The following is an 18,877-nucleotide window of genomic DNA, read 5'->3' as shown; positions in this document are numbered from 1 at the left end:
GCCGCTGCACGGCGAGCCTTATATTGTGGCTCCCGGGCAGCGGCGCTGCAACGGGCAGCCTTGAGAGCATGAGGAGAACACGGCAACGCACACGCGCGAACGCGCGGCGCGCTGACGACGCATATGGAACGCACATGCAAGCAGACCGGACATTCAATATCGCGACACTGGTAGAAGAACAAAAGACGGGGCGTTTCGCCGTCGGGCTGTTGTTCTGGTGTTTCATGATCATGCTGATGGACGGCTACGATCAGACGGCCGTGTCGTTCGCGGCGCCCGCCATCATCAAGGAATGGCACGTCGCGCGCGGCGGGTTCGGTGCGGTGTTCGGCGCGGGCCTGTTGGGCACGCTGATCGGCTCGTTTATCTTCGGTTATATCGGCGACCGCTTCGGCCGCAAGAAGGCAATCGTTTCGGGCAGCCTGTTTTTCGGTGCGTTGACGCTGGCATCGGTGTGGGTCACATCGTTGAACGAACTGATGCTGCTGCGTTTTATCGCGGGTATCGGCATGGGCGGCGTGATTCCGAATTCGGTTGCACTGGTTGCCGAATATGCGCCCAAGCGCTTGCGCGCAACGTGGGTCACGCTGATGTTCTCGGGCTTTTCGATCGGCGCCGGGTCCGGCGGGCTCGTTTCGTCATCGCTGATTCATCGTTACGGCTGGCCGGTGATGTTCGTCGTCGGTGGCGGCGGATCGCTGCTCGTCGCGGTGCTGCTGATTTTCACGCTGCCCGAATCGGCGAAGCTGCTGGTCGTGCGCCAGCGCAGTGTGGACGCGGTGCGCAAGCTCGTCGCGCGGTTGCGCCCGGAATTGCAGATTCCCGCGGACGCGCAATTTATCGCCGGCGAAGTGCAGGAGAAAAAGCGCTTCGTGCTGAAGCTGATTTTCTCCGACGGCCTTGCCGGTATCACGCCGCTGCTCTGGATCGTGTTTATCGTGAACTCGATGACGCTCTACTTCCTGCAGAACTGGCTGCCGATTCTGATGGAAGGCATCGGCATCAATCCGCAGGGAGCCGGGCTCATTACGACGATGTTCTCGGTCGGTGGCGTGATCGGTGGCCTCGTGCTGTGCCGCTTTGTCGATCGCCACGGCGTGCTCGCGATCATCTCGCTGCCGGCACTCGGCGCACCGGTCGCTGCCGCGCTCGGCTTCACGACGTCGCAAGCGTGGCTGATGCTGGCCGTGTTTGCCACCGGCTTTTGCGTGGTCGGCGCGCAATACGGGCTCTATGCGGTAGCTGGCATGATCTATCCGACCTCGTTCCGCTCGGCCGGTGTGGGCAGTGCGATTTCGGTCGGCAAGATCGGCTCGGTGTCGGGGCCTGTGATCGGCGGCTTGCTGCTGTCGATGCACTTGCCGATCGCACAGCTGTTCTATGCGGCTGCGCTGCTGTTTGTGGTGACAGCGGTGTTTTCGGCGGTGCTGTCGCTGCTCTATCGCGTGCGCTTTGGGGCGCAGCATGCCCAGAACGCTCAGCAAAACATGGCTCCACATAATGCGGCTGCCGCTAAGACCGTGGAGCCGATACAAAGAAGCTCGGTGCTCGGCGATTCATAACACGCCGACCCGATCGATAAGAACATAAATACGGGGATCTGATTCGATGACGCACGCTCTGGCCGCCGGCGCGGCTGACGCATCACATTACGACGTCGCGCATAGCTCAAGCACGCGATTCATCGCAAAGCGCCGCGGCGCCTTCACGCTGCAAGCGCGCATTGCCTTGACGGTCGCGTTGCTTGCAGCGCTGATGCTTGCGATCGGCGGTTTTGGTCTGCAAGGCGGCTATACGGCGAACCGCGCGAATCGCGATACCTATCAGAACAAGCTGGCCGCCACGATGCATATCGGCGCAGCCGAATTGTTGATCGCACGCATGCGCCTCGTGCTCGGCGCGGCAACCGCAAATGCCGACGACGCGATGACGCAGCGCCAGATTGCAAAGGCGACCGAATACCTCGCGCAATCGGACGACGCCTGGAATCGCTTCGTCGGGCAGCCTCACGAGCCGGGCGAAGCGTCGCTGATCGAAGCGGCGAACCAGCACCGCGAGGCGCTGCGCAACGCGATGCTCGCGTTTATGGATGCGCTGAAAAAGGGCGAGCGCGCCGTGGCCGATCGTATCGGCACCGTGCAACTGAGCCCGCTTTTCAACGATTTGACCACCGCTGACGAAGCGTTGAAGCGCACTCTCTATACGAATGCGCAGCGCCGTTACGAAGAGGCTGAACATGACTTCAGAACTTTTCTGATCGCATCGTCGGCGCTGATCGCGATCGGGCTGCTGGCCGCCGTGGTCAGCTGGATCACGTTGCGCCGCGCGATCATGCGTCCGCTCGACGACGCACTCGGTCATTTCAACGCGATCGCGGCCGGCGACCTGAGCCGCGCGATCGAGACGCGCCGTGCGGACGAAATGGGGCAATTGCTCGCCGGCCTGCAAGCGATGCAGGCCCAGCTATCGAAAACGGTGACGGCGGTACGCGACAGTTGCGAAACGATCGGCACCGCGACGCGCGAGATTGCCGCTGGCACGCTAGACCTGTCGTCGCGCACCGAAGAGCAGGCGGCCTCGCTCGAGGAAACGGCGGCAAGCATGAGCGAGCTCACCGCGACGGTCAAGCAGAATGCCGACCACGCTCAGCAGGCGCGCGGCCTCGCTGACGACGCTTCGTCCGCTGCGCAAAGCAGCAGTGCGGTGATCGGCCGCATGACGGGCACGATGAGCCGCATCGACGTGAGTTCGCGCAAGATCGCGGATATCACCGGCATTATCGACGGCATCGCGTTTCAGACGAATATCCTCGCGTTGAATGCCGCCGTCGAAGCAGCGCGCGCCGGCGAACATGGCCGCGGTTTTGCGGTGGTCGCCGCGGAAGTGCGCGCGCTTGCGCAGCATTCGTCGTCCGCGGCAAAACAGATCGGTGAGCTGATCGCGGATTCCGTAAGCGCAGCGGCCGACGGTACGGGGCTGGTGACCGAAGCCGAGCAGGCGATGCAACAGGTGCTCACCACGGTGCAACGCTTTGCGCTGGTGATGAACGAGATCGTGGCGGCCGCGCTCGAGCAGCGCACCGGCATCGAACAGGTCGACACGGCAATCAGTCTGATGGATTCGATTACGCAGCAAAATGCGGCGCTGGTCGAACAGGCTAGTGCGGCGGCCCAGGCGCTCGATCAGCAGTCGCAGGATCTCGCGCGCCAGGTCGCGGTGTTTAGCGTTCGCTGAATCGCCGAAACACGTTTCAGATTGCCCCGTTGGCGGCTTGCTTCGTTATGCAGCAAGGCTGCGCGGGGCTTCTTTGCGGATTCCTTCCACATCACCTACAGTGCTGAAAATGAGGGCCATTTTCCGTCAGTAACGGCAACAATGTGCAGCGAGGAGGCAATATGAAACGAAGGATCATTCAGGCGCTGTTACTGGGAGCCGCACTGGCTGTCGCGATTCCGCCGGCGTTCGCGCAAAACGATGCGGCCACGACCGCTGCTCCGGCCCAGTCGTCGAAACAGGCTGACCGGGCGCTGGCCAAAGCAGTGCGGCGCGCCTTGAGCAGGGCGCAGGGCTTCGACGTGTCGGGCGTGTTCGTCAAGGCGCGCGGCGGCGCGGTAACGCTAAGCGGCAGCGTCAAGGACGGCTCGCAGATCGCTCAGGCTGAACAGATAGCCCGCTCGGTGCAAGGCGTGACGTCGGTGTCGAACAAGCTGACGTTGTTCCACGGCGGCAACGGCTAGATAAGGTCGTTGTTGCACGCGGAAGCGGCAGTTGGCTTACCCCCGGTGCGACAGGATGGCGTCTGCGGCGCCAGGGGAAGGCCTGCGTAAGCGTCCGGCGCGGTCAATGACACTGCGCCCGGATGGCCTGCGCTTATCTCGCTGATCAATTCACATGTGACCGATGCCGATTCCGTCGCCGATGCCCAGGCGGCAATGCAAGTAGATATGACGGCAACGGCACAAAGCGTGCTGACTAATCGGATCGGCTTCATGATGCTTCACTCTCTACGATCTAACACCTAACATTTCAATCTACGACTTGATAAGTCGTAGTAAAGATAAAGGATCGTCAGTTAGAGTGCAAGCGTAATGAATAGATGGACTCTCGGCGTATAGCGTCGGGATGCATGGTGATAGCCCGGGAGGGCGGGTAAATGCAAAAAAGGCGATCCAGCGGATCGCCTTTTGTCTTTTGTCTATCCGGGTCTGGCGTGCTTACTTCTTGTCCCAGATCACAAGGTCTTTGTCGTCGTCCGCGGCGACAAAGATCGCGAGCAGTTTCGCGGGCTTGGTGCTGCTCGCGTTTTCGCTGTCCGTGTGATGGTCGCCGGGTGCTTCGGTCCATGATTCGCCGGCGTGGTAGACGCGCGGCTCGCCGCCGTTGACAGCGCTGCGAATTTCTCCCTGCAGTACATAGGCCACCACGAACGCGTCGCCATGCCGATGCGGCCGCGACTTGCCGCCTGGCTTGTAGTCGACGACGAGTGCGGTCATCGTCTTGCCGGGCACATTTGCGATCGGTGTCTTGAACGCGGGCGCGATGGTTTCCAGCGCATTGTCGGTGCCATGCGCGTGCGCGGATGGCAAGGCGCACAGAACGGAAACGGCGGCGATTGAGGCGGCGAGAAGGGTCTTGATGGAATTCATAAGGTCACTCCTGATGATCTGTCTGTCTACGATCGGAAAAATCGTAGATCGGATGCCGGGAAGCATCGATGAAGGAATTGTAGGAAATTTTCTGTTAGACTGCGATTCAAGTTGTCGTAGTACTGATTTGTAAATTCATGGATCCGTTGTCGTTCGGGGATACATCGCGGCTGCGCGAGGGCAACTCGTGCTCGCTTTCTTTACGCCGCCCGGTTCGTCGTCAAGCTCACTAGCGAACTGATTGACAAGCTCATCGACGAGCTAAACGAGGCGGCGCAATCCAGATTCGACACCGGTGCCGATACGCGGCATGGGCGCTTGCCATGCGCGTATCGCCACTGGGCTCTGGTAGGCACCAGACTAAGGCGGGCTCAGCAAAACGGACAGGGTCAAGAAATGGAAAACGCGCCAGGGAATTGCGCTAACGCTTTACGCGCACGCGATGTGAGTTCGCTCGATGGCCTATATGTTTTGCATAATTTTGGCTCTTCTTGCCCACTGCTATCGGTTGCACCATAGCGCCGTCTGGTCCTTTCTTATTCGCGATTCCTTGAGGCATGACATGACGAATCAGCTCAAGAACGATCATCGTGCGGAACGTTGTGGAGAAATCAGTAATGAACACGCAGTTTTTGGGTCGTCTATATGAGGTCATGCCGCGCAAGGTCTTTGCCGCGCTGCTTCGCCTTTTCGCGCTTGGCGCTTTCGCCGTTTCATTCAGTGCATGTCGGAATTCGGAAGGCGCTGCCGCGCCGCCCGCGCCTCCATCCGTGAACGTTGCGACGGTCGCGTCTAAACCCATCCAGGAATGGGACCAGTTCAATGGGCGCGTGAGTGCGATCGATACGGTCGAGTTGCGCGCTCGAGTGAGCGGCTATGTGGACCGCGTGGCCTATAAGGAAGGCGACGATGTGAAGAAGGGCGATGTGCTTTTCGTGATCGACAAGCGGCCTTATCAGGACGCTCTCGCGAGCGCGGAGGCGCAACTCGCGCGCGCACGCGCTACGGCTTCGCTTGCGCTCGCGCAAGACCGGCGAGCCCAGGCGCTGATCGGGGGCAAGGCGATCTCGGTGGAAGAGTTCGAGACGCGGCATGCCGCGTATGAGCAGTCGAACGCCGACGTGCGGGCAGCCGAGGCTGCCGTCGCAACAGCGCGCCTGAATCTCGGCTTTACCGAAGTCCGTTCGCCGATCGACGGTCGCGCGGGCCGGGCCTTGCTGACCGTGGGGAACCTGGCTCAAGCCGATCAGACCTTGTTGACCACTGTCGTGTCGCAGAACCCGATGTATGTGTATTTCGACGCCGACGAACATAGCTATCTGCGCTATCTCGAACGGGCGAAGCAAGGGACCGGGACCGGCGTCGCGCAAAAGGTGCAAATCGGTCTTGCAAACGAAGACGGCTTTCCGCATGCAGGCACCGTCAACTTCCTCGATAACCAGGTCGATTCGACGACGGGCACGATACGCGCGCGAGCCGTGGTGCCCAACCCCGATCATCTGCTGACGCCCGGGCTCTATGCCCACGTCCAGTTCCCCGGCGGTCAGCGTCACAGTGCAATGCTGATCGATGACAAGGCGGTTCTGACGGATCAGGACCGCAAGTACGTCTATGTGCTCGGACCAGGAGATAAGGCGCTTCGCAAAGACGTGACGCTCGGGCGCTTGATCGATGGTCTTCGCGTGGTCGACGCGGGTTTGAAAGACGGAGACGGGGTAATCGTTTCGGGGCTGCAGAAGATCTACTACCCGGGGCAAGTGGTTAAACCCATAGCCGGTTCTGCGGGGAACGGAGACGCGAAAGGGGACGATAAAGCGAACGCGAAAGGGAACGCGCACGCGGACATCCCCGGAAACATCACGGCAGCGGCCGACTGAGAGGTTCTCCCATGGATTTTTCAAAGTTCTTTATCGATCGGCCGATTTTCGCCGTCGTGCTGTCGATCATTATCTTCGCTGTTGGTCTGATCGCGATTCCCTTATTGCCGGCGGGCGAGTATCCGGAGGTGGTGCCGCCGACGGTCGTTGTGCATGCAACCTATCCGGGCGCCAACCCGAAAGAGACGGCAGAGTCTGTCGCGACACCGCTTGAAGAGGCGATCAACGGTGTCGAAGGCATCATGTACATGAAGTCGGTCTCGGGCTCCGACGGCAGTCTGCAGGTGGTGGTGACGTTTCTTCCCGGCGTCGATCCCGATACCGCGGCCGTGCGCGTGCAAAACCGCGTGAGCCAGGCGCTGAGCCGATTGCCGGAGCAGGTGCGTCAGTTCGGCGTCACGACGCAAAAGCAGTCGCCCACGCCGCTGATGTATGTGAGTCTCTATTCGCCCGATAACCGCTACGACTCGCTGTATCTGCGCAACTATCTGACGTTGCGCGTAAAGGACGAGTTGTCGCGTCTGCCGGGAATCGGCGACATCGGTCTCTATGGTTCGGGCGACTATGCGATGCGCGTCTGGCTCGATCCGAACAAGCTCAATTCGCGTGGGCTGACGTCCGGCGACGTGGTCAACGCGATTCGCGAACAGAACGTGCAGGTGTCCGCCGGTCAGCTGGGCGCGGACCCGACGCCGGCCAAAACGGATTTCCTGACATCGATTAACGTTCGAGGGCGGCTGAGAACGCCGCAGGAATTCGGCGATATCGTGATCAAGAACGGCGATCAGGGCCAGGTCGTGCGGCTCTCCGACGTGGCGCGAGTCGAGCTTGCCGCAGGCGACTACACGATGCGCACGTTCAAGGACCTCGAGTACTCGTCGACGATCGGCATTTTTCTTTCGCCGGGGGCAAACTCGCTCGGCGTTGCCGATGCCGTTTACGCGAAGCTCGACGAGCTTTCGAAGAATTTCCCGCCCGGAGTCGCTTACCGCGCCGTCTGGGATCCGACGATCTTCGTGCGCGATTCGATACGCGCGGTGCAGCATACCTTGCTCGAAGCGGTGGTGCTGGTTGTGCTGGTCGTGATCCTGTTCTTGCAGACCTGGCGCGCGTCGATCATTCCGCTCGTGGCCGTGCCGGTGTCGATCGTCGGCACCTTTGCCTGGCTTTATGTGCTCGGTTTCTCGATCAATACGTTGACGCTGTTCGGCCTGGTGCTCGCAATCGGCATTGTGGTCGACGACGCGATTGTCGTGGTAGAAAACGTCGAGCGGTATATCAACGAAGGGCTCGAACCACGCGAAGCGGCGCATAAAGCGATGCGCGAAGTTTCGGGCCCGATCATCGCCATCGCACTCGTGCTGTGCTCGGTATTCGTACCGATGACCTTTCTCACCGGCGTCACGGGCCAGTTCTACAAGCAGTTTGCCGTGACGATCGCGATTTCCACGGTAATTTCCGCGATCAACTCGCTGACCTTGTCTCCTGCGCTCGCCGCAAAGCTGCTGAGGAAACACGGTAGTCACGACGACGTGGTCACGCGGGTGATCGACAAGCTCTTCGGTTGGCTGTTCCGGCCGTTCAATCGCTTCTTTCACAGCACGTCAGAACGTTACCAGTTCGCGGTTGCGAAGACGTTCAAGCGGCGCGGCGCAGTATTTGTTGTCTACGCCGCATTGCTTGCGATAACGGCGGTGCTGTTCCATAACGTGCCCGGCGGCTTTATCCCAACGCAAGACAAGCTGTATCTGTTCGCGGGTGCCAAGCTTCCCGAAGGCGCGTCGCTCGAACGTACCGATAAGGTCACGCGCAAAATCATCGAGCTTGCGCATACGGTGGAAGGCGTCGATCTCGTCACGGGATATGCCGGGTTTAACGCGTTGCAAACGGTCAATACGCCGAACCTCACGGCAACATATGTGGTGCTCAAGCCGTTCGATCAGCGCAAGCGAGGCGCCGCGGAAATCAATGCGGAGCTTAGCCGCAAGTTCGCGCAGATTCAGGACGGGTTCGCTTACGCATTGATGCCGCCGCCTATCCAGGGGCTCGGCAATGGATCCGGCTATTCGTTGTACCTGGAGGACCGCGCAGGACTCGGCTACGGCGCCTTGCAAAACGCGCTCGATACGTTCCGCGCCGCAGTCGCTAAAACGCCGGGCATGACATATCCGGTCAGTTCGTATCAGGCCAATATCCCGCAACTGGAGGTCAGGATCGATCGCGTTAAGGCCAAGGCGCAAGGCGTTGCGTTATCCGATCTGTTCGACACCTTGCAAACGTATCTTGGCTCGGTCTATGTCAACGACTTCAACCAGTTCGGACGTGTATATCGCGTGATGGTTCAGGCCGATACGCAATACCGCCAGCACGCGGCCGATATTGCGAATCTGCGTACCCGAAACTCGCAGGGAGAAATGGTGCCGATTGGCTCGATGGTGTCGATCGTTCCGACTTACGGCCCCGATCCGGTCATGCGGTACAACGGCTATCCGGCGGCGGACCTGATCGGCGACGCGGATCCGCGCGTGCTTTCGTCGGGTGAAGTGATCGACAAGCTGAACGAGATCGCCAAAGAAGTATTGCCGCGCGGCATCGAGCTCGAATACACGGATCTTAGCTATCAGCAGGTCACGCAAAGCAACGCCGCCGTGATTGTTTTTCCGCTTGCAGTGATGCTTGCGTATCTGGTGCTTGCCGCGCTGTATGAAAGCTGGACGCTACCGCTTGCCGTCATTCTGATGGTGCCCGTGTGCATGTGCGCGGCGCTCGTTGGTGTATGGCTCACGGGAGGCGACAACAACGTGTTCGTACAGGTGGGGCTTGTCGTGCTAATGGGGCTTGCATGCAAGAACGCGATCCTGATTGTCGAATTTGCGCGCGAGCTTGAAATACAGGGCAAGCCGCTTGTCGCCGCGGCGCTTGAAGCATGCCGCCTCCGTTTGCGGCCGATTGTCATGACGTCGATCGCATTTATCGCCGGGTCGGTGCCGCTTCTGCTCGGTCATGGCGCGGGCAGCGAAGTGCGGAAAGCCACGGGTGTCGCGGTGTTTTCGGGCATGCTGGGCGTCACATTGTTCGGGCTGTTCCTTACGCCGGTGTTTTATGTGGTTATCCGCAAGCTGGCAGGCCGCTTGTCCGCAGGCAGGTTAAGACGGCAACGCCGCGCGATGGTGGAGGCGCATCATGAATAAGCTGATTGTTGCGCTTACGCTGGCCGGCATGCTGTCGGGCTGCGCGGTTGGCCCGGATTTCCAGACTCCGACGACTCAAACGTCGGCGCGCTTCGCGCGCGACGAGTCGCACCCGGACAGCAATGCGGCTGATTCGGCGGCGCATACGTCGCCTTTTGATCAGACGTTCTGGCAGAGCTTTAACGATCCGAAGCTAACGAAGCTCGTTGAGCGCGCACTCGCCGAGAATAACGACTTGCGAACCGCGCTCTCAAACTACGATCGCTCAAACGCGCTGCTGCGCGAGGCGAAGTTCGACCGGTATCCGACCGTTACCGCAAACGGCCAGGCGGGGCATCAGCGACTCAGTAAGGATCAGTCGTTTGACGCGCCGTTCGACGAGCGCAACACCTATACGTTTAGCCTCGCCTCGAATGCGACGTGGGAACTGGATCTGTTCGGCCGCATAAGACGCAGCGTGGAAGCGGCGCGCGCGGACACCGCCGCGAGCGAAGCGGACTTCAACGCGCTGCAGGTCGCGATTGTCGGGCAGGTTGCGAGCACCTATGTCGATCTTCGCGGCACGCAGGAACGCTTGCGCGTTGCACGTGAAAACGCGGAGAACCAGCATGAAACCTTGCAGATCGTGCAAAAGCGGCTCGATGCGGGAAGAGGCTCGAACTTCGATATCGCACGCTCGCGTGAGCAATACGAATCGACGCTCGCGCGTATTCCGGCTCTCGAGGCGCGAATCGCCGTCGACGAGCATCGGCTCGCCGTATTGACCGGCAATCAGCCGGGCTCGCTAACCGGACTGGACGACCCTGAACCGTTACCGGAATTACCGGCGTCGATCGACCCCGGCACGCCGGCCAACCTGTTGCGCAGGCGCCCCGATGTCGCGGCGGCCGAATACCGGCTTCATGCCGCCACGGCTCGCGTAGGCGTGGCGACTGCAGACTTGTTCCCGCGGTTAAGCATCGCAGGGATGATCGGCACGCAGGCGTTTGCCGCGAGTTCGCTGTTTTCGGCCGATAGTCAGACGAGCCTCATCGCGTTCGGCGTCGACTGGTCGTTTCTCGATGTAGGACGGGTTCGTGCACGCATCGTTGCATCACGTGCCGATGCGGCGGGAATGCTCGCGCGATATCAGCAGACGGTGCTGCTGGCCCTTGAAGATACCGAGAATTCGCTCGTGCTCTATGCGCGCACGCAGGCCGAAGACGAACATCTGAAGCGCGCGGCAAGCGATAGCGCAGAAGCCGCGCATCTCGCGCGCGTGCGTTACCAGGAAGGCCTTATCGATCTGTTCGAGGTGCTCGATGCCGAACGACAACTGTTGCAGGCGCAGGATGCTTTTGCCGATGGTCGCACGCGTAGCGCGAGTGCGGCCGTGTCGCTCTACCGGGCGCTGGCCGGAGGCTGGCCTCAAGCGAAGATGGCGGACCCGCCCGCTCAAAGCGCGGCCAGATAAACGGGACCGACCTTCGGCCAAAAACATGTGAGTTGCTCAAGCGATGAAATTGCACGAAACACACCGTTTTTTCTCGCTTGACCCCAGCTCGGCCGAACCGTTGTATCGGCAGATTTACACACGCTGCTGCGCGTCGATCGCAGAAGGTCTGCTCAAACCCGGCGACAGGCTTCCTTCTGCGCGCGCGCTGGCGATCGAGCTTGGACTCGCGAGAGGAACCGTCGAAACCGCGTATTCGCTGTTGACGGCGGAGGGGTACACGCAAACGCGAGGCTCGGCCGGGACGGTCGTGTCGCCGTATCTGCTTCTGGCCGGGCACATGCGTTTGCCCGTGCCTCAGACCGATACGGCCGCGGCTTCCGCGGATAGTTCGGCTGCATGGAAGATCCTGCAACCGGTGTCGTCGATCTTGCCGCTGCAGATGGGTTTGCCGGCCATGGACGCATTTCCGCGCAAGGTATGGGCGCGGGTCGGCGCGCGGCACATGCGCGCGATGGGCGTGCTGGATATGGCGTATCCGCCCGCGCACGGGTCCGAGCGGTTGCGTTCGGCGATCGCCGCGTATCTGCAAGTCGCGCGAGGCATTGCTTGTACCTCGTCGCAGGTATTCGTGACCGCCGGCTATCGGAACACGCTCGAACTTATCGTGCGTGCGTTTTTGAAGACCGGCGATAGCGTGCTAGTCGAAGATCCCGGTTATCCACCCGCGCGGCAGCTGCTTGCGAATTCACAGATCACACCGGTTTCGGTACCGGTCGACGGAGAAGGCATGCAGATCGCAGGGCGATTTGGATGTGAGAAGCCGGCGAGCGCTGCGATTGTGACGCCCGCGCATCAGAGTCCGCTTTGCGTGACGATGTCTTTGCCGCGCCGCCTTGCCTTGCTTGATTGGGCTTCGCAGCATAAATCGTGGATTATCGAAGACGACTATGACGGCGAGTACCGGTATGTGAACAGGCCGCTGCCCGCGTTGAAAAGCCTGGACCGCGATGGCCGCGTACTTTATGCGGGCAGCTTTAGCAAAGTGCTGGTTCCGGGCATCAGGCTCGGATACGTCGTCGTGCCTTTGTCTGAAGTCGAACGGTTCGAACGTATCGTCAATATCTTTTCTGCCGGCAGTGCAGAATTTCTGCAACTGATCGTGGCCGACTTCATGATAAACGGCCACTTTACGCGGCATATCCACAGGATGCGCAAGCTCTATGCGGAGCGGCGCGAACTGACGGTTGCGGGTCTGAGAAATGTAATGGGGCAGCGCATTCAGATCGATCCGCAGCCGGGCGGGATGCACCTGGTGTTGCGCCTGAACGGCGGCATCGACGACACGTCGCTCGCGGAGCGAATGCTTCAGGAGGGCATGTATGCGCAGGCGCTGGGTAACTGGACATTCGAGGTCGAGAAGTCTCCTGCACTGTTGATCGGCTTTACCAATGTTGGATCGGCGGCCGTAGCCGAGAAACTTGCCGACCGCATTCTCAAGCTGGTTTGAGCCTTAAGGCGACGCTTGCCGATGCCGAGACTTGGCCTGGTCCGAATTCGGTTCCTTGGCGCTAGGGCGTGACAACTTACTGGATTAAGGTGATGTCAGCGCTGCTTGAAAAGGATCCGCTGTGGCAATGTCAGTGTGTATCGATCACCTTGAAACGCCCGAGGACATCCAGGCCTTGTATAGCTTGATGAAGGACCTGCGCCCGCATCTTCAGGACGAAAGCGAGTTTGTCGAGCGCGTGCAGCGTCAAAGGGAAAACGGCTATCGACTTCTCTGCGCATGGGCTGGTGAACACGTTGTTGGAGCGGCCGGTTACCGGTTACTGGAGAATCTGCTCTACGGGCCGTATTTGTATATCGACGATCTCGTGATACTGAAAAAATATCGACGAAACGGTATCGGCACGCAGCTTATCGATGCGACGAAGTTGTACGCGCAAGAGCATGGCTGCAGATATCTCGTGCTCGACACGAGAATACACATGAGGATCGCTCATCGGTTCTATTTCCGGCAAGGCTTTAGCGCACACGCGGTGCATTTCACACAGCGGCTGGCAGGCGAGCCTGATCAGACATTGATCGATCTGGCGTGATTGCCGATCAAACAGTGGAAGCATCGCAACACATGATTGCCGGGAGATGCGGTATGGGTGGTGAAACAGAAACAGGCGGGCAGGTTGGGCAAGGCGATCGTGTTGGCTCGATCATCAAAAGATGGGCACTGGGTGATTTGCAGATAATCGATGCGAGATTTTCGCATCGAACCGAGTGGTTGCCCGAGCAGGGCGACGTCGCGGATGTGCAACTGGAGATCGTTAAAACGGGAACGGTTGCTATCGAAGAGCGCGAGTGTAAATGGCGTTTCGGCGCGGGGCAGATGTTGCTCATGGATACGGCGCATTCGTACCGACAGACGATCGGAGAGGGCGCGCATCTGATTGTGGTCCGCATTCCGCGCCGATGCTTGCGCGAGCGTGGCTTTGAAGCGAGTCTTGGCGAGATGATTGTCCCGGACCTGATGCTCGCGGATGTCCGCGCCGTGCGCGACCTGGTGCTCGGTTTCGCGGACCAGAATGCGGCAACGACTGCGCCTGTTCGCCACCGTCAGGGGAACCAGCTTCTCGATCTCTTCGATGTTGTCGTCGCGGGTCCGGCGGCGCCGGGGCGCGCGCGCAGCAAGGAGGCCACGCTGTTTCGCACGAAACAGTATATCGAGCGGCACTTGCGCAACACGGAACTGTCGGCGGCGACGATTGCGTCAGCCGTATGGGCGTCCGTGGTTCATTTGAACCGGCTATTTAGAGCGGACGGCACGTCGCTGATGCGATATGTGCGGAATCGCCGGCTCGAGGTGGCTGTGAGCCTTCTGTCGAAGTCGGGATGCGAGCGGCCGCAAATTCAGGAGGTGGCAATACGATGCGGTTTCTCTTCGCATGCTCACTTTAGCCGTGTGTTTAGAGAGCGATATGGAATGTCGCCAAGCGATGCGATTGCGGCTAAAAGCGCGTTGCTAGCTTCGAGTCATGGTCACGCGGATGAGATTTGATCAACGCGGTGATCGAAGCATGATGGCGACCGTCATCCAAAATTCTGTCGGCTTTGTCCAGGGGCAACCTTCCCGGGGGCTCTCGATCTATGAACGTTGCAGTGCGAATGCGCCAACGTACTTTGTGGCGTTCCTGAGATGATCCGAGCGATCGGTAAAGCAGAGGACAACATGAATCAACGCACCTTCGTAACGGCAGCGATAGCAAGTGACGCAGGCAGCGCCACGCCGGCATGGCCCGCAGCGCAGCGTGTCAAGGCAGTAGGGTTCGATGGACTCGCGCTTTTCGATCCTCGCCCCATATTCGCGATGGCGGAACAATTTTTCCCGGGCAAAGGGTCATCCGTTCTGGCTGCATGGCGCGGTCGTCAGTTTGACTACACGTGGCTGCGTACGCTGATGGGCAGTTACGTCGATTTCGTTCAGGTGACGGACGAAGCGCTTTCATTCGCCGCAGACGCGGAAAAAATATCGATTACGACCGAACAGCGCGAGCAGCTGTTGGCGGGCTTCATGAATATGAAAGCGTGGCCCGATGCCGTGCCGGTTCTCAAGAGGCTTAAAGAGCGCGGAATAGGCCTCGCGCCCTTGACGGACTTCCCCTTGCCGATGCTGGCCGCGGGAATCGGAAATTCCGGTCTCGATGGTGTATTCGACCACCTGCTATCGACGGACCTCGTAAAGGCGTATAAACCCGATCCACGTTCTTATCAGATGGGTATCGATGCGTTTGGCCTGCAACGCGAAGAGATCGCGTTCGTCGCATTCGCGGGGTGGGACGCGGCGGGTGCGAAGTCTTTTGGCTTTCCGACGGTCTGGGTCAATCGGCTGAATGCGCCGACCGAACATCTCGGTGTACGTCCCGATAAGATTGCCTCGAACTTCGAGGCGCTGCCAGGGCTCTTCGGGCTTGAAAAGTAGCGGGTTAGCGAAGACCGGGATCATGTGTGCGCCGAGCTGTTGCGGATCCCGGTCGATGCAAAGAGAACGATAAGCGTCGAGAGAAAGCCGCTCACGCTTCACCAACGCACAATCAGTTGTTCGACACCGCGTATCGCGCTGGTCGGAAGCCAACGCAGGTCTTCGAGACCGGTAAGCGCGAGGCTGGGTAACCGGGACAGCAGTACACCAAGCGCTACCTCGAGTTCGAGCAGGGCGAGGCGGTAGCCGAGGCAGTGATGGATGCCTGCGCCGAACGTCAAAGGTCGCGGCGATTCCCTTTCTATGTCAAGTTGATCAGGTTTGTAAAACTTATCGGGATCGCGGTTAGCCGCGCCAAGCGCCATAAAGACATGCGTATCGCGTGGTATCCGGATGCCATTGATTTCTGTGTCTGCTCTAGCCATGCGCGCTGTTAACTGAACGGACCCGTCGTAGCGTAAGCACTCGAGAATCGCGTTCGGCAGTTTCGCCGGATCGCTTTTCAATGCGTCGAATTGCTGAGGATGGCGTTGCAGCGCAATCAATGTATTGCCGATCATGTTAGCCGTCGTTTCATGGCCACCGAGATACAGCATGATGACGTTCGCGACAATTTCATCGTGCGTCAGCGTCTCGCCGTTCTCCTCGGCGCTAATCAGCAGCGAGACCAGATCCGTGCCCGGCCGCTTGCGGCGCGCGTCGACGACTTCCCCGAAGTAACGCGCGAGCAGCAGGTATGCGTCGTTTGTTTTTGCGAGCTCCTCCGAATCGAGTGGCATCGGCTCCAGGAGGCGAAACATCTGCTTCAATGCTGCGGAAAAATGCGAGCTGTGCTCGAACGGTACATCCATCATCCCGCTGATGATGGCGATCGGAAGCGGCTGCGCGTAGGCCGCGATGAGGTCCACCGTGCCGTGTGAGCGTGGAGCGAAGCTGTCGATCAGTCTATGCGCCATTGCCTGTGCGGTGTCACGCAACGGCCCGATTTGCCGTGCGTTGAAGGCTTTGATCGTCAAACCGCGCAGGTGTGTGTGAGCTGGCGGATTGAGTTGCGACAGCATCCTGGAAAACCCCAGCAAGGCGGGCTGACGTAATCCTTCCTCGCCGTAACGTGCGCGCACGGATGGCAGGTAATTGCGGCCTATCTGCCGGTTGAGAAACAGTTCCTCGATGACGCCGTAGCGCCCCGTGATCATCTTTTTCGGGCCGACGGTCAACAGTGGGCCTTCGTTGCGCAGCCTTTCGTAGAGGGGGTAAGGATCCGCGAAAAACTCGGGCGTGGCGAAATCGGCAAGTTTCATGGATTGCTGGCGAACAGTCCTGGCAGGGTGGTGGTATGCACCGGTAGCCGGGAGAACGGATAGGGGCGTTGTCCATTCCGTCAAATAGCTGGACGCAGCGTCCGAATGTATCGATCGCGGTGTCAATCGAGGAGTCAACCTCGTTTCTCGTGCCCTATATGCTTAGCATGCCGGATAAATTCACAAGCCGATCGGATCGAACAATGTGTCTGAATCTTTGGATGATCGATTGCCGATCAAAGCCAGTGCCATTTGAATAGTGACGTGCAGGATGGCTAAGACGAAGGAATCCTCCGCGGCCATACTCAAGCTCAAGTCCTCTGCGAAACCTGGTTTCACACTGGATTGACCGGCCTTGCCGGTGTGGCTAATCGACGTCTGTACTTTTCAGAAGGAACATCATGTCAAATTCCCAAAAACCGCTTCACATTGACATTCCGGTAGGACTCAGTGAGGTTAAGCTGGTTTTCAGTATTGGCAACCTGGTCTTCGAAGGGGATCTACCCGCGTCGATCTTTCATATGCAGCTCATCAGGAACGACGTCGAGAACTGGAACGCCAGGCACGACATCGTGGCGGTCTTCCATACCAACGCCGGGCACGTGACGTTGAACGACGCAGCGTACGACAAGGAAAGAAATATCGTGACCGGCAATCCATACAGGGGCCTCGTCGCGGACTTGCTTCAGCGTGGGATAAGGGTGGAACTGTGCGGAGCGACCGCTGCCGTTCACAATTGGGGAAACGACGATTTACTGGCAGGCGTAAAGGTCAACACGGATGCCATGGCGCGGACCACTCAACTGGTTCAGGAAGGCTTCATCAAGATGACTGAGTGAGTGGACGTTGGGGCAGGCAGGAGCCGCTGCCCCAATGAAGAATTGGCCGCTTGCTGTGGAAGACGGCAAACCGCATGACGGCGACTTCGCAAACCACGCGTGGACTTCGCCGCACTTCCCGCCTGTGCCGGCTAAATGCGGAAGCATGACTGATTACGAGTACTCGCAATATGTCCGGCCTGAGCTTGACGCAGCACAGCCGTAATGAGCTTCCAACCATCTGCATAACCACCGTTAAAGGAATGGCAATGAACCTTAACGATGTTCGAACATGGCTCGAACGCGAGCATGCCGGTTTTTCCGACATCCGGCGGCTTGCGGAGCAGTGCCGCGAAGCGTCGGCGAGACCCAGCCGCGAATCCGCGGCTATGCTGTTGCTTGCCGAACGGGCAAGCGCTTTCTGTGAGCGCTACGAAGAAGTTGCGTTAGCAACGGAGGTGGTCGATCAGTTTCTCGTTCGAATGCGCAATGATGTGCACGCGCTCTCCGATGCGCTTGATCAATCCGGCGAGCGCTTTCTTGGCGCGATTAATATGCTTGCCGCTGAGGCCGCTAAGGAACTTGCGGCCTGAAAGAACGTGGCGCGTTTCGCCGGTACGCGCGGGCGGCCGATGTAGCGCATCGCGGCCGCCACGCCACGATCAACTCCGGGATGCCCGGCAGTTCGTTGACCTTGTGGAATTGCGGAATACAGCGCCGGGCAGAAACACCAGGAAGTAGGCTTGGCGAAGCCGACCATCTTTTCCACTGGAACGTTTGCGAACCTTTCCGGGAGGCAGGTGAGGCCCGGGCGCATTAACCCGTAATGGCGCATGTTGTGGCCGGCGCTCCAGGGCCCGCGTCCGCAGGTTCCGTGCCTGTTTCCGCGAAGCTCCTGAGAATACCCGATTTACGTTGTGCTGACGGTCGAGAAAATAAGCGTCTGGCGCGGGGCTCGCGCGCAAAAAAAGGGCTGGCGACATGCGCCACTGCCCGACATAACGTAAGGGAGGCCGCATGACACGTTCAGGTACCCGATATATCTGCATTCGCATGGCTGGCGTACTGGTCCTGTGCCATGCCCTGTTGTCGTCCGCGCAACAACCGGCCTCATCGACTCCGGCGGCGTCTCTTGCCGCCGCTGCGTCGCCGCTCGAGCGCAAGAACTGGTTCAACGACCCGTTTTTCGAGCTGTCTCACGCACTGTCCGGCTGTCCGGTGCCGCTCGGCCCGTTGATGACCCATGCGCAGATGGAGGACGACGCCCACTACCGGGTCGAGCGCGGCACGACCTGCTGGCTCGCGCACAAGTGCACGAAGCCCAATTCCTACATGTACGATCAACCGATCGCCGATGCGATTCGCGCTCATTTCACCGATCCGCGCCAGTTCGACGGCACGAGCCTGTGGATCACCGTGCAGCGCCGCTTCGTCTACGCCGAAGGCTGCGCGCCGGCGTCGTTCGACCGGCAGGCGCTGCGCCGGCAACTGGAGGCGATTCCGGACGTCGAGCAGGTGTTTATCCGGATCGGCACGCGCGCGGGCGCTCCGGCTCCCTACAAGACGCTTGCCGCGCCGGACCAGCCTGCCGGCGTCAGCGATGCGCAATGACGCAATGTAGCGTCCGCATGGCACA

15 protein-coding genes are annotated in these 18,877 nt (G+C 59.8%); 13 read left to right on the top strand and 2 right to left on the bottom strand.

The window, feature by feature from the left end; genetic code table 11:
• Window positions 1-134 precede the first annotated feature (134 nt).
• The 3 genes from KZJ38_RS22350 to KZJ38_RS22340 all read left to right on the top strand — a co-directional run bounded on the left by KZJ38_RS22350 (window position 135) and on the right by KZJ38_RS22340 (window position 3,737).
• The gene (locus KZJ38_RS22350) at window positions 135-1,562 is read left to right on the top strand and encodes an MFS transporter (protein ID WP_219801890.1); all 1,428 of its coding nucleotides are present in this window, start codon (window positions 135-137) and stop codon (window positions 1,560-1,562) included.
• Between the two features lie 46 nt (window positions 1,563-1,608).
• Window positions 1,609-3,234: a methyl-accepting chemotaxis protein gene (locus KZJ38_RS22345; RefSeq protein WP_219801889.1), complete on the top strand. Its 1,626-nt coding sequence runs from the start codon at window positions 1,609-1,611 to the stop codon at window positions 3,232-3,234.
• Between the two features lie 161 nt (window positions 3,235-3,395).
• Entirely contained in the window at window positions 3,396-3,737 is a 342-nt protein-coding gene (locus KZJ38_RS22340) for a BON domain-containing protein (protein ID WP_219801888.1), read from the top strand.
• A gap of 477 nt (window positions 3,738-4,214) precedes the next feature.
• Here the strand turns inward: KZJ38_RS22340 and KZJ38_RS22335 are convergent, their stop codons facing one another.
• Window positions 4,215-4,646 carry a cupin domain-containing protein gene (locus KZJ38_RS22335; RefSeq protein ID WP_219801887.1) on the bottom strand — a complete coding sequence of 144 codons (432 nt, stop codon included), beginning with the start codon at window positions 4,644-4,646 and terminating at the stop codon, window positions 4,215-4,217.
• 653 nt (window positions 4,647-5,299) lie between these two features.
• Here KZJ38_RS22335 and KZJ38_RS22330 point away from each other — a divergent pair.
• The 7 genes from KZJ38_RS22330 (at window position 5,300) to KZJ38_RS22300 (ending at window position 15,122) form a co-directional block, all read left to right on the top strand.
• Complete coding sequence (locus KZJ38_RS22330; RefSeq protein ID WP_219803562.1) at window positions 5,300-6,523, top strand: efflux RND transporter periplasmic adaptor subunit; 1,224 nt, start codon at window positions 5,300-5,302, stop codon at window positions 6,521-6,523.
• Between the two features lie 11 nt (window positions 6,524-6,534).
• Window positions 6,535-9,714, top strand: coding sequence for an efflux RND transporter permease subunit (locus KZJ38_RS22325; RefSeq protein WP_219801886.1), 3,180 nt, complete (start codon window positions 6,535-6,537; stop codon window positions 9,712-9,714).
• Window positions 9,707-11,167 carry an efflux transporter outer membrane subunit gene (locus KZJ38_RS22320; RefSeq protein WP_219801885.1) on the top strand — a complete coding sequence of 487 codons (1,461 nt, stop codon included), beginning with the start codon at window positions 9,707-9,709 and terminating at the stop codon, window positions 11,165-11,167. The genes KZJ38_RS22325 and KZJ38_RS22320 overlap by 8 nt, the downstream gene beginning before the upstream one ends.
• A 43-nt stretch (window positions 11,168-11,210) precedes the next feature.
• Window positions 11,211-12,656 (top strand): MocR-like pyridoxine biosynthesis transcription factor PdxR, encoded by a 1,446-nt coding sequence (gene pdxR / locus KZJ38_RS22315; RefSeq protein ID WP_219801884.1) that lies wholly within the window; start codon window positions 11,211-11,213, stop codon window positions 12,654-12,656.
• 187 nt (window positions 12,657-12,843) lie between these two features.
• On the top strand, window positions 12,844-13,248 hold the full coding sequence (locus KZJ38_RS22310; RefSeq protein WP_246642120.1) for a GNAT family N-acetyltransferase: 405 nt from the start codon (window positions 12,844-12,846) through the stop codon (window positions 13,246-13,248).
• On the top strand, window positions 13,245-14,201 hold the full coding sequence (locus KZJ38_RS22305; protein WP_219801882.1) for an AraC family transcriptional regulator: 957 nt from the start codon (window positions 13,245-13,247) through the stop codon (window positions 14,199-14,201). The genes KZJ38_RS22310 and KZJ38_RS22305 overlap by 4 nt, the downstream gene beginning before the upstream one ends.
• A 96-nt stretch (window positions 14,202-14,297) precedes the next feature.
• Complete coding sequence (locus KZJ38_RS22300; protein ID WP_219801881.1) at window positions 14,298-15,122, top strand: haloacid dehalogenase type II; 825 nt, start codon at window positions 14,298-14,300, stop codon at window positions 15,120-15,122.
• Between the two features lie 98 nt (window positions 15,123-15,220).
• Here KZJ38_RS22300 and KZJ38_RS22295 read toward each other — a convergent pair whose 3' ends face one another.
• A complete protein-coding gene (locus KZJ38_RS22295; protein WP_219801880.1) occupies window positions 15,221-16,423 on the bottom strand; it encodes a cytochrome P450 in 1,203 nt (400 codons plus the stop codon).
• A 401-nt stretch (window positions 16,424-16,824) separates the two neighbouring features.
• Here KZJ38_RS22295 and KZJ38_RS22290 point away from each other — a divergent pair, with 401 nt between their 5' ends.
• From KZJ38_RS22290 to KZJ38_RS22280, 3 genes are all read left to right on the top strand, one after another.
• The gene (locus KZJ38_RS22290) at window positions 16,825-17,262 is read left to right on the top strand and encodes a DsrE family protein (RefSeq protein ID WP_219801879.1); all 438 of its coding nucleotides are present in this window, start codon (window positions 16,825-16,827) and stop codon (window positions 17,260-17,262) included.
• Between the two features lie 170 nt (window positions 17,263-17,432).
• Window positions 17,433-17,834 carry a hypothetical protein gene (locus KZJ38_RS22285; protein WP_219801878.1) on the top strand — a complete coding sequence of 134 codons (402 nt, stop codon included), beginning with the start codon at window positions 17,433-17,435 and terminating at the stop codon, window positions 17,832-17,834.
• A 424-nt stretch (window positions 17,835-18,258) separates the two neighbouring features.
• Window positions 18,259-18,852 (top strand): BON domain-containing protein, encoded by a 594-nt coding sequence (locus tag KZJ38_RS22280; protein WP_246641946.1) that lies wholly within the window; start codon window positions 18,259-18,261, stop codon window positions 18,850-18,852.
• Window positions 18,853-18,877 lie beyond the last annotated feature (25 nt).

The sequence above is a fragment of the Paraburkholderia edwinii genome (assembly GCF_019428685.1).
GTDB lineage: Bacteria > Pseudomonadota > Gammaproteobacteria > Burkholderiales > Burkholderiaceae > Paraburkholderia > Paraburkholderia edwinii.
Note: the sequence above shows the minus strand (reverse complement) of the source record. Positions and strands in the feature narration are given on the sequence as shown.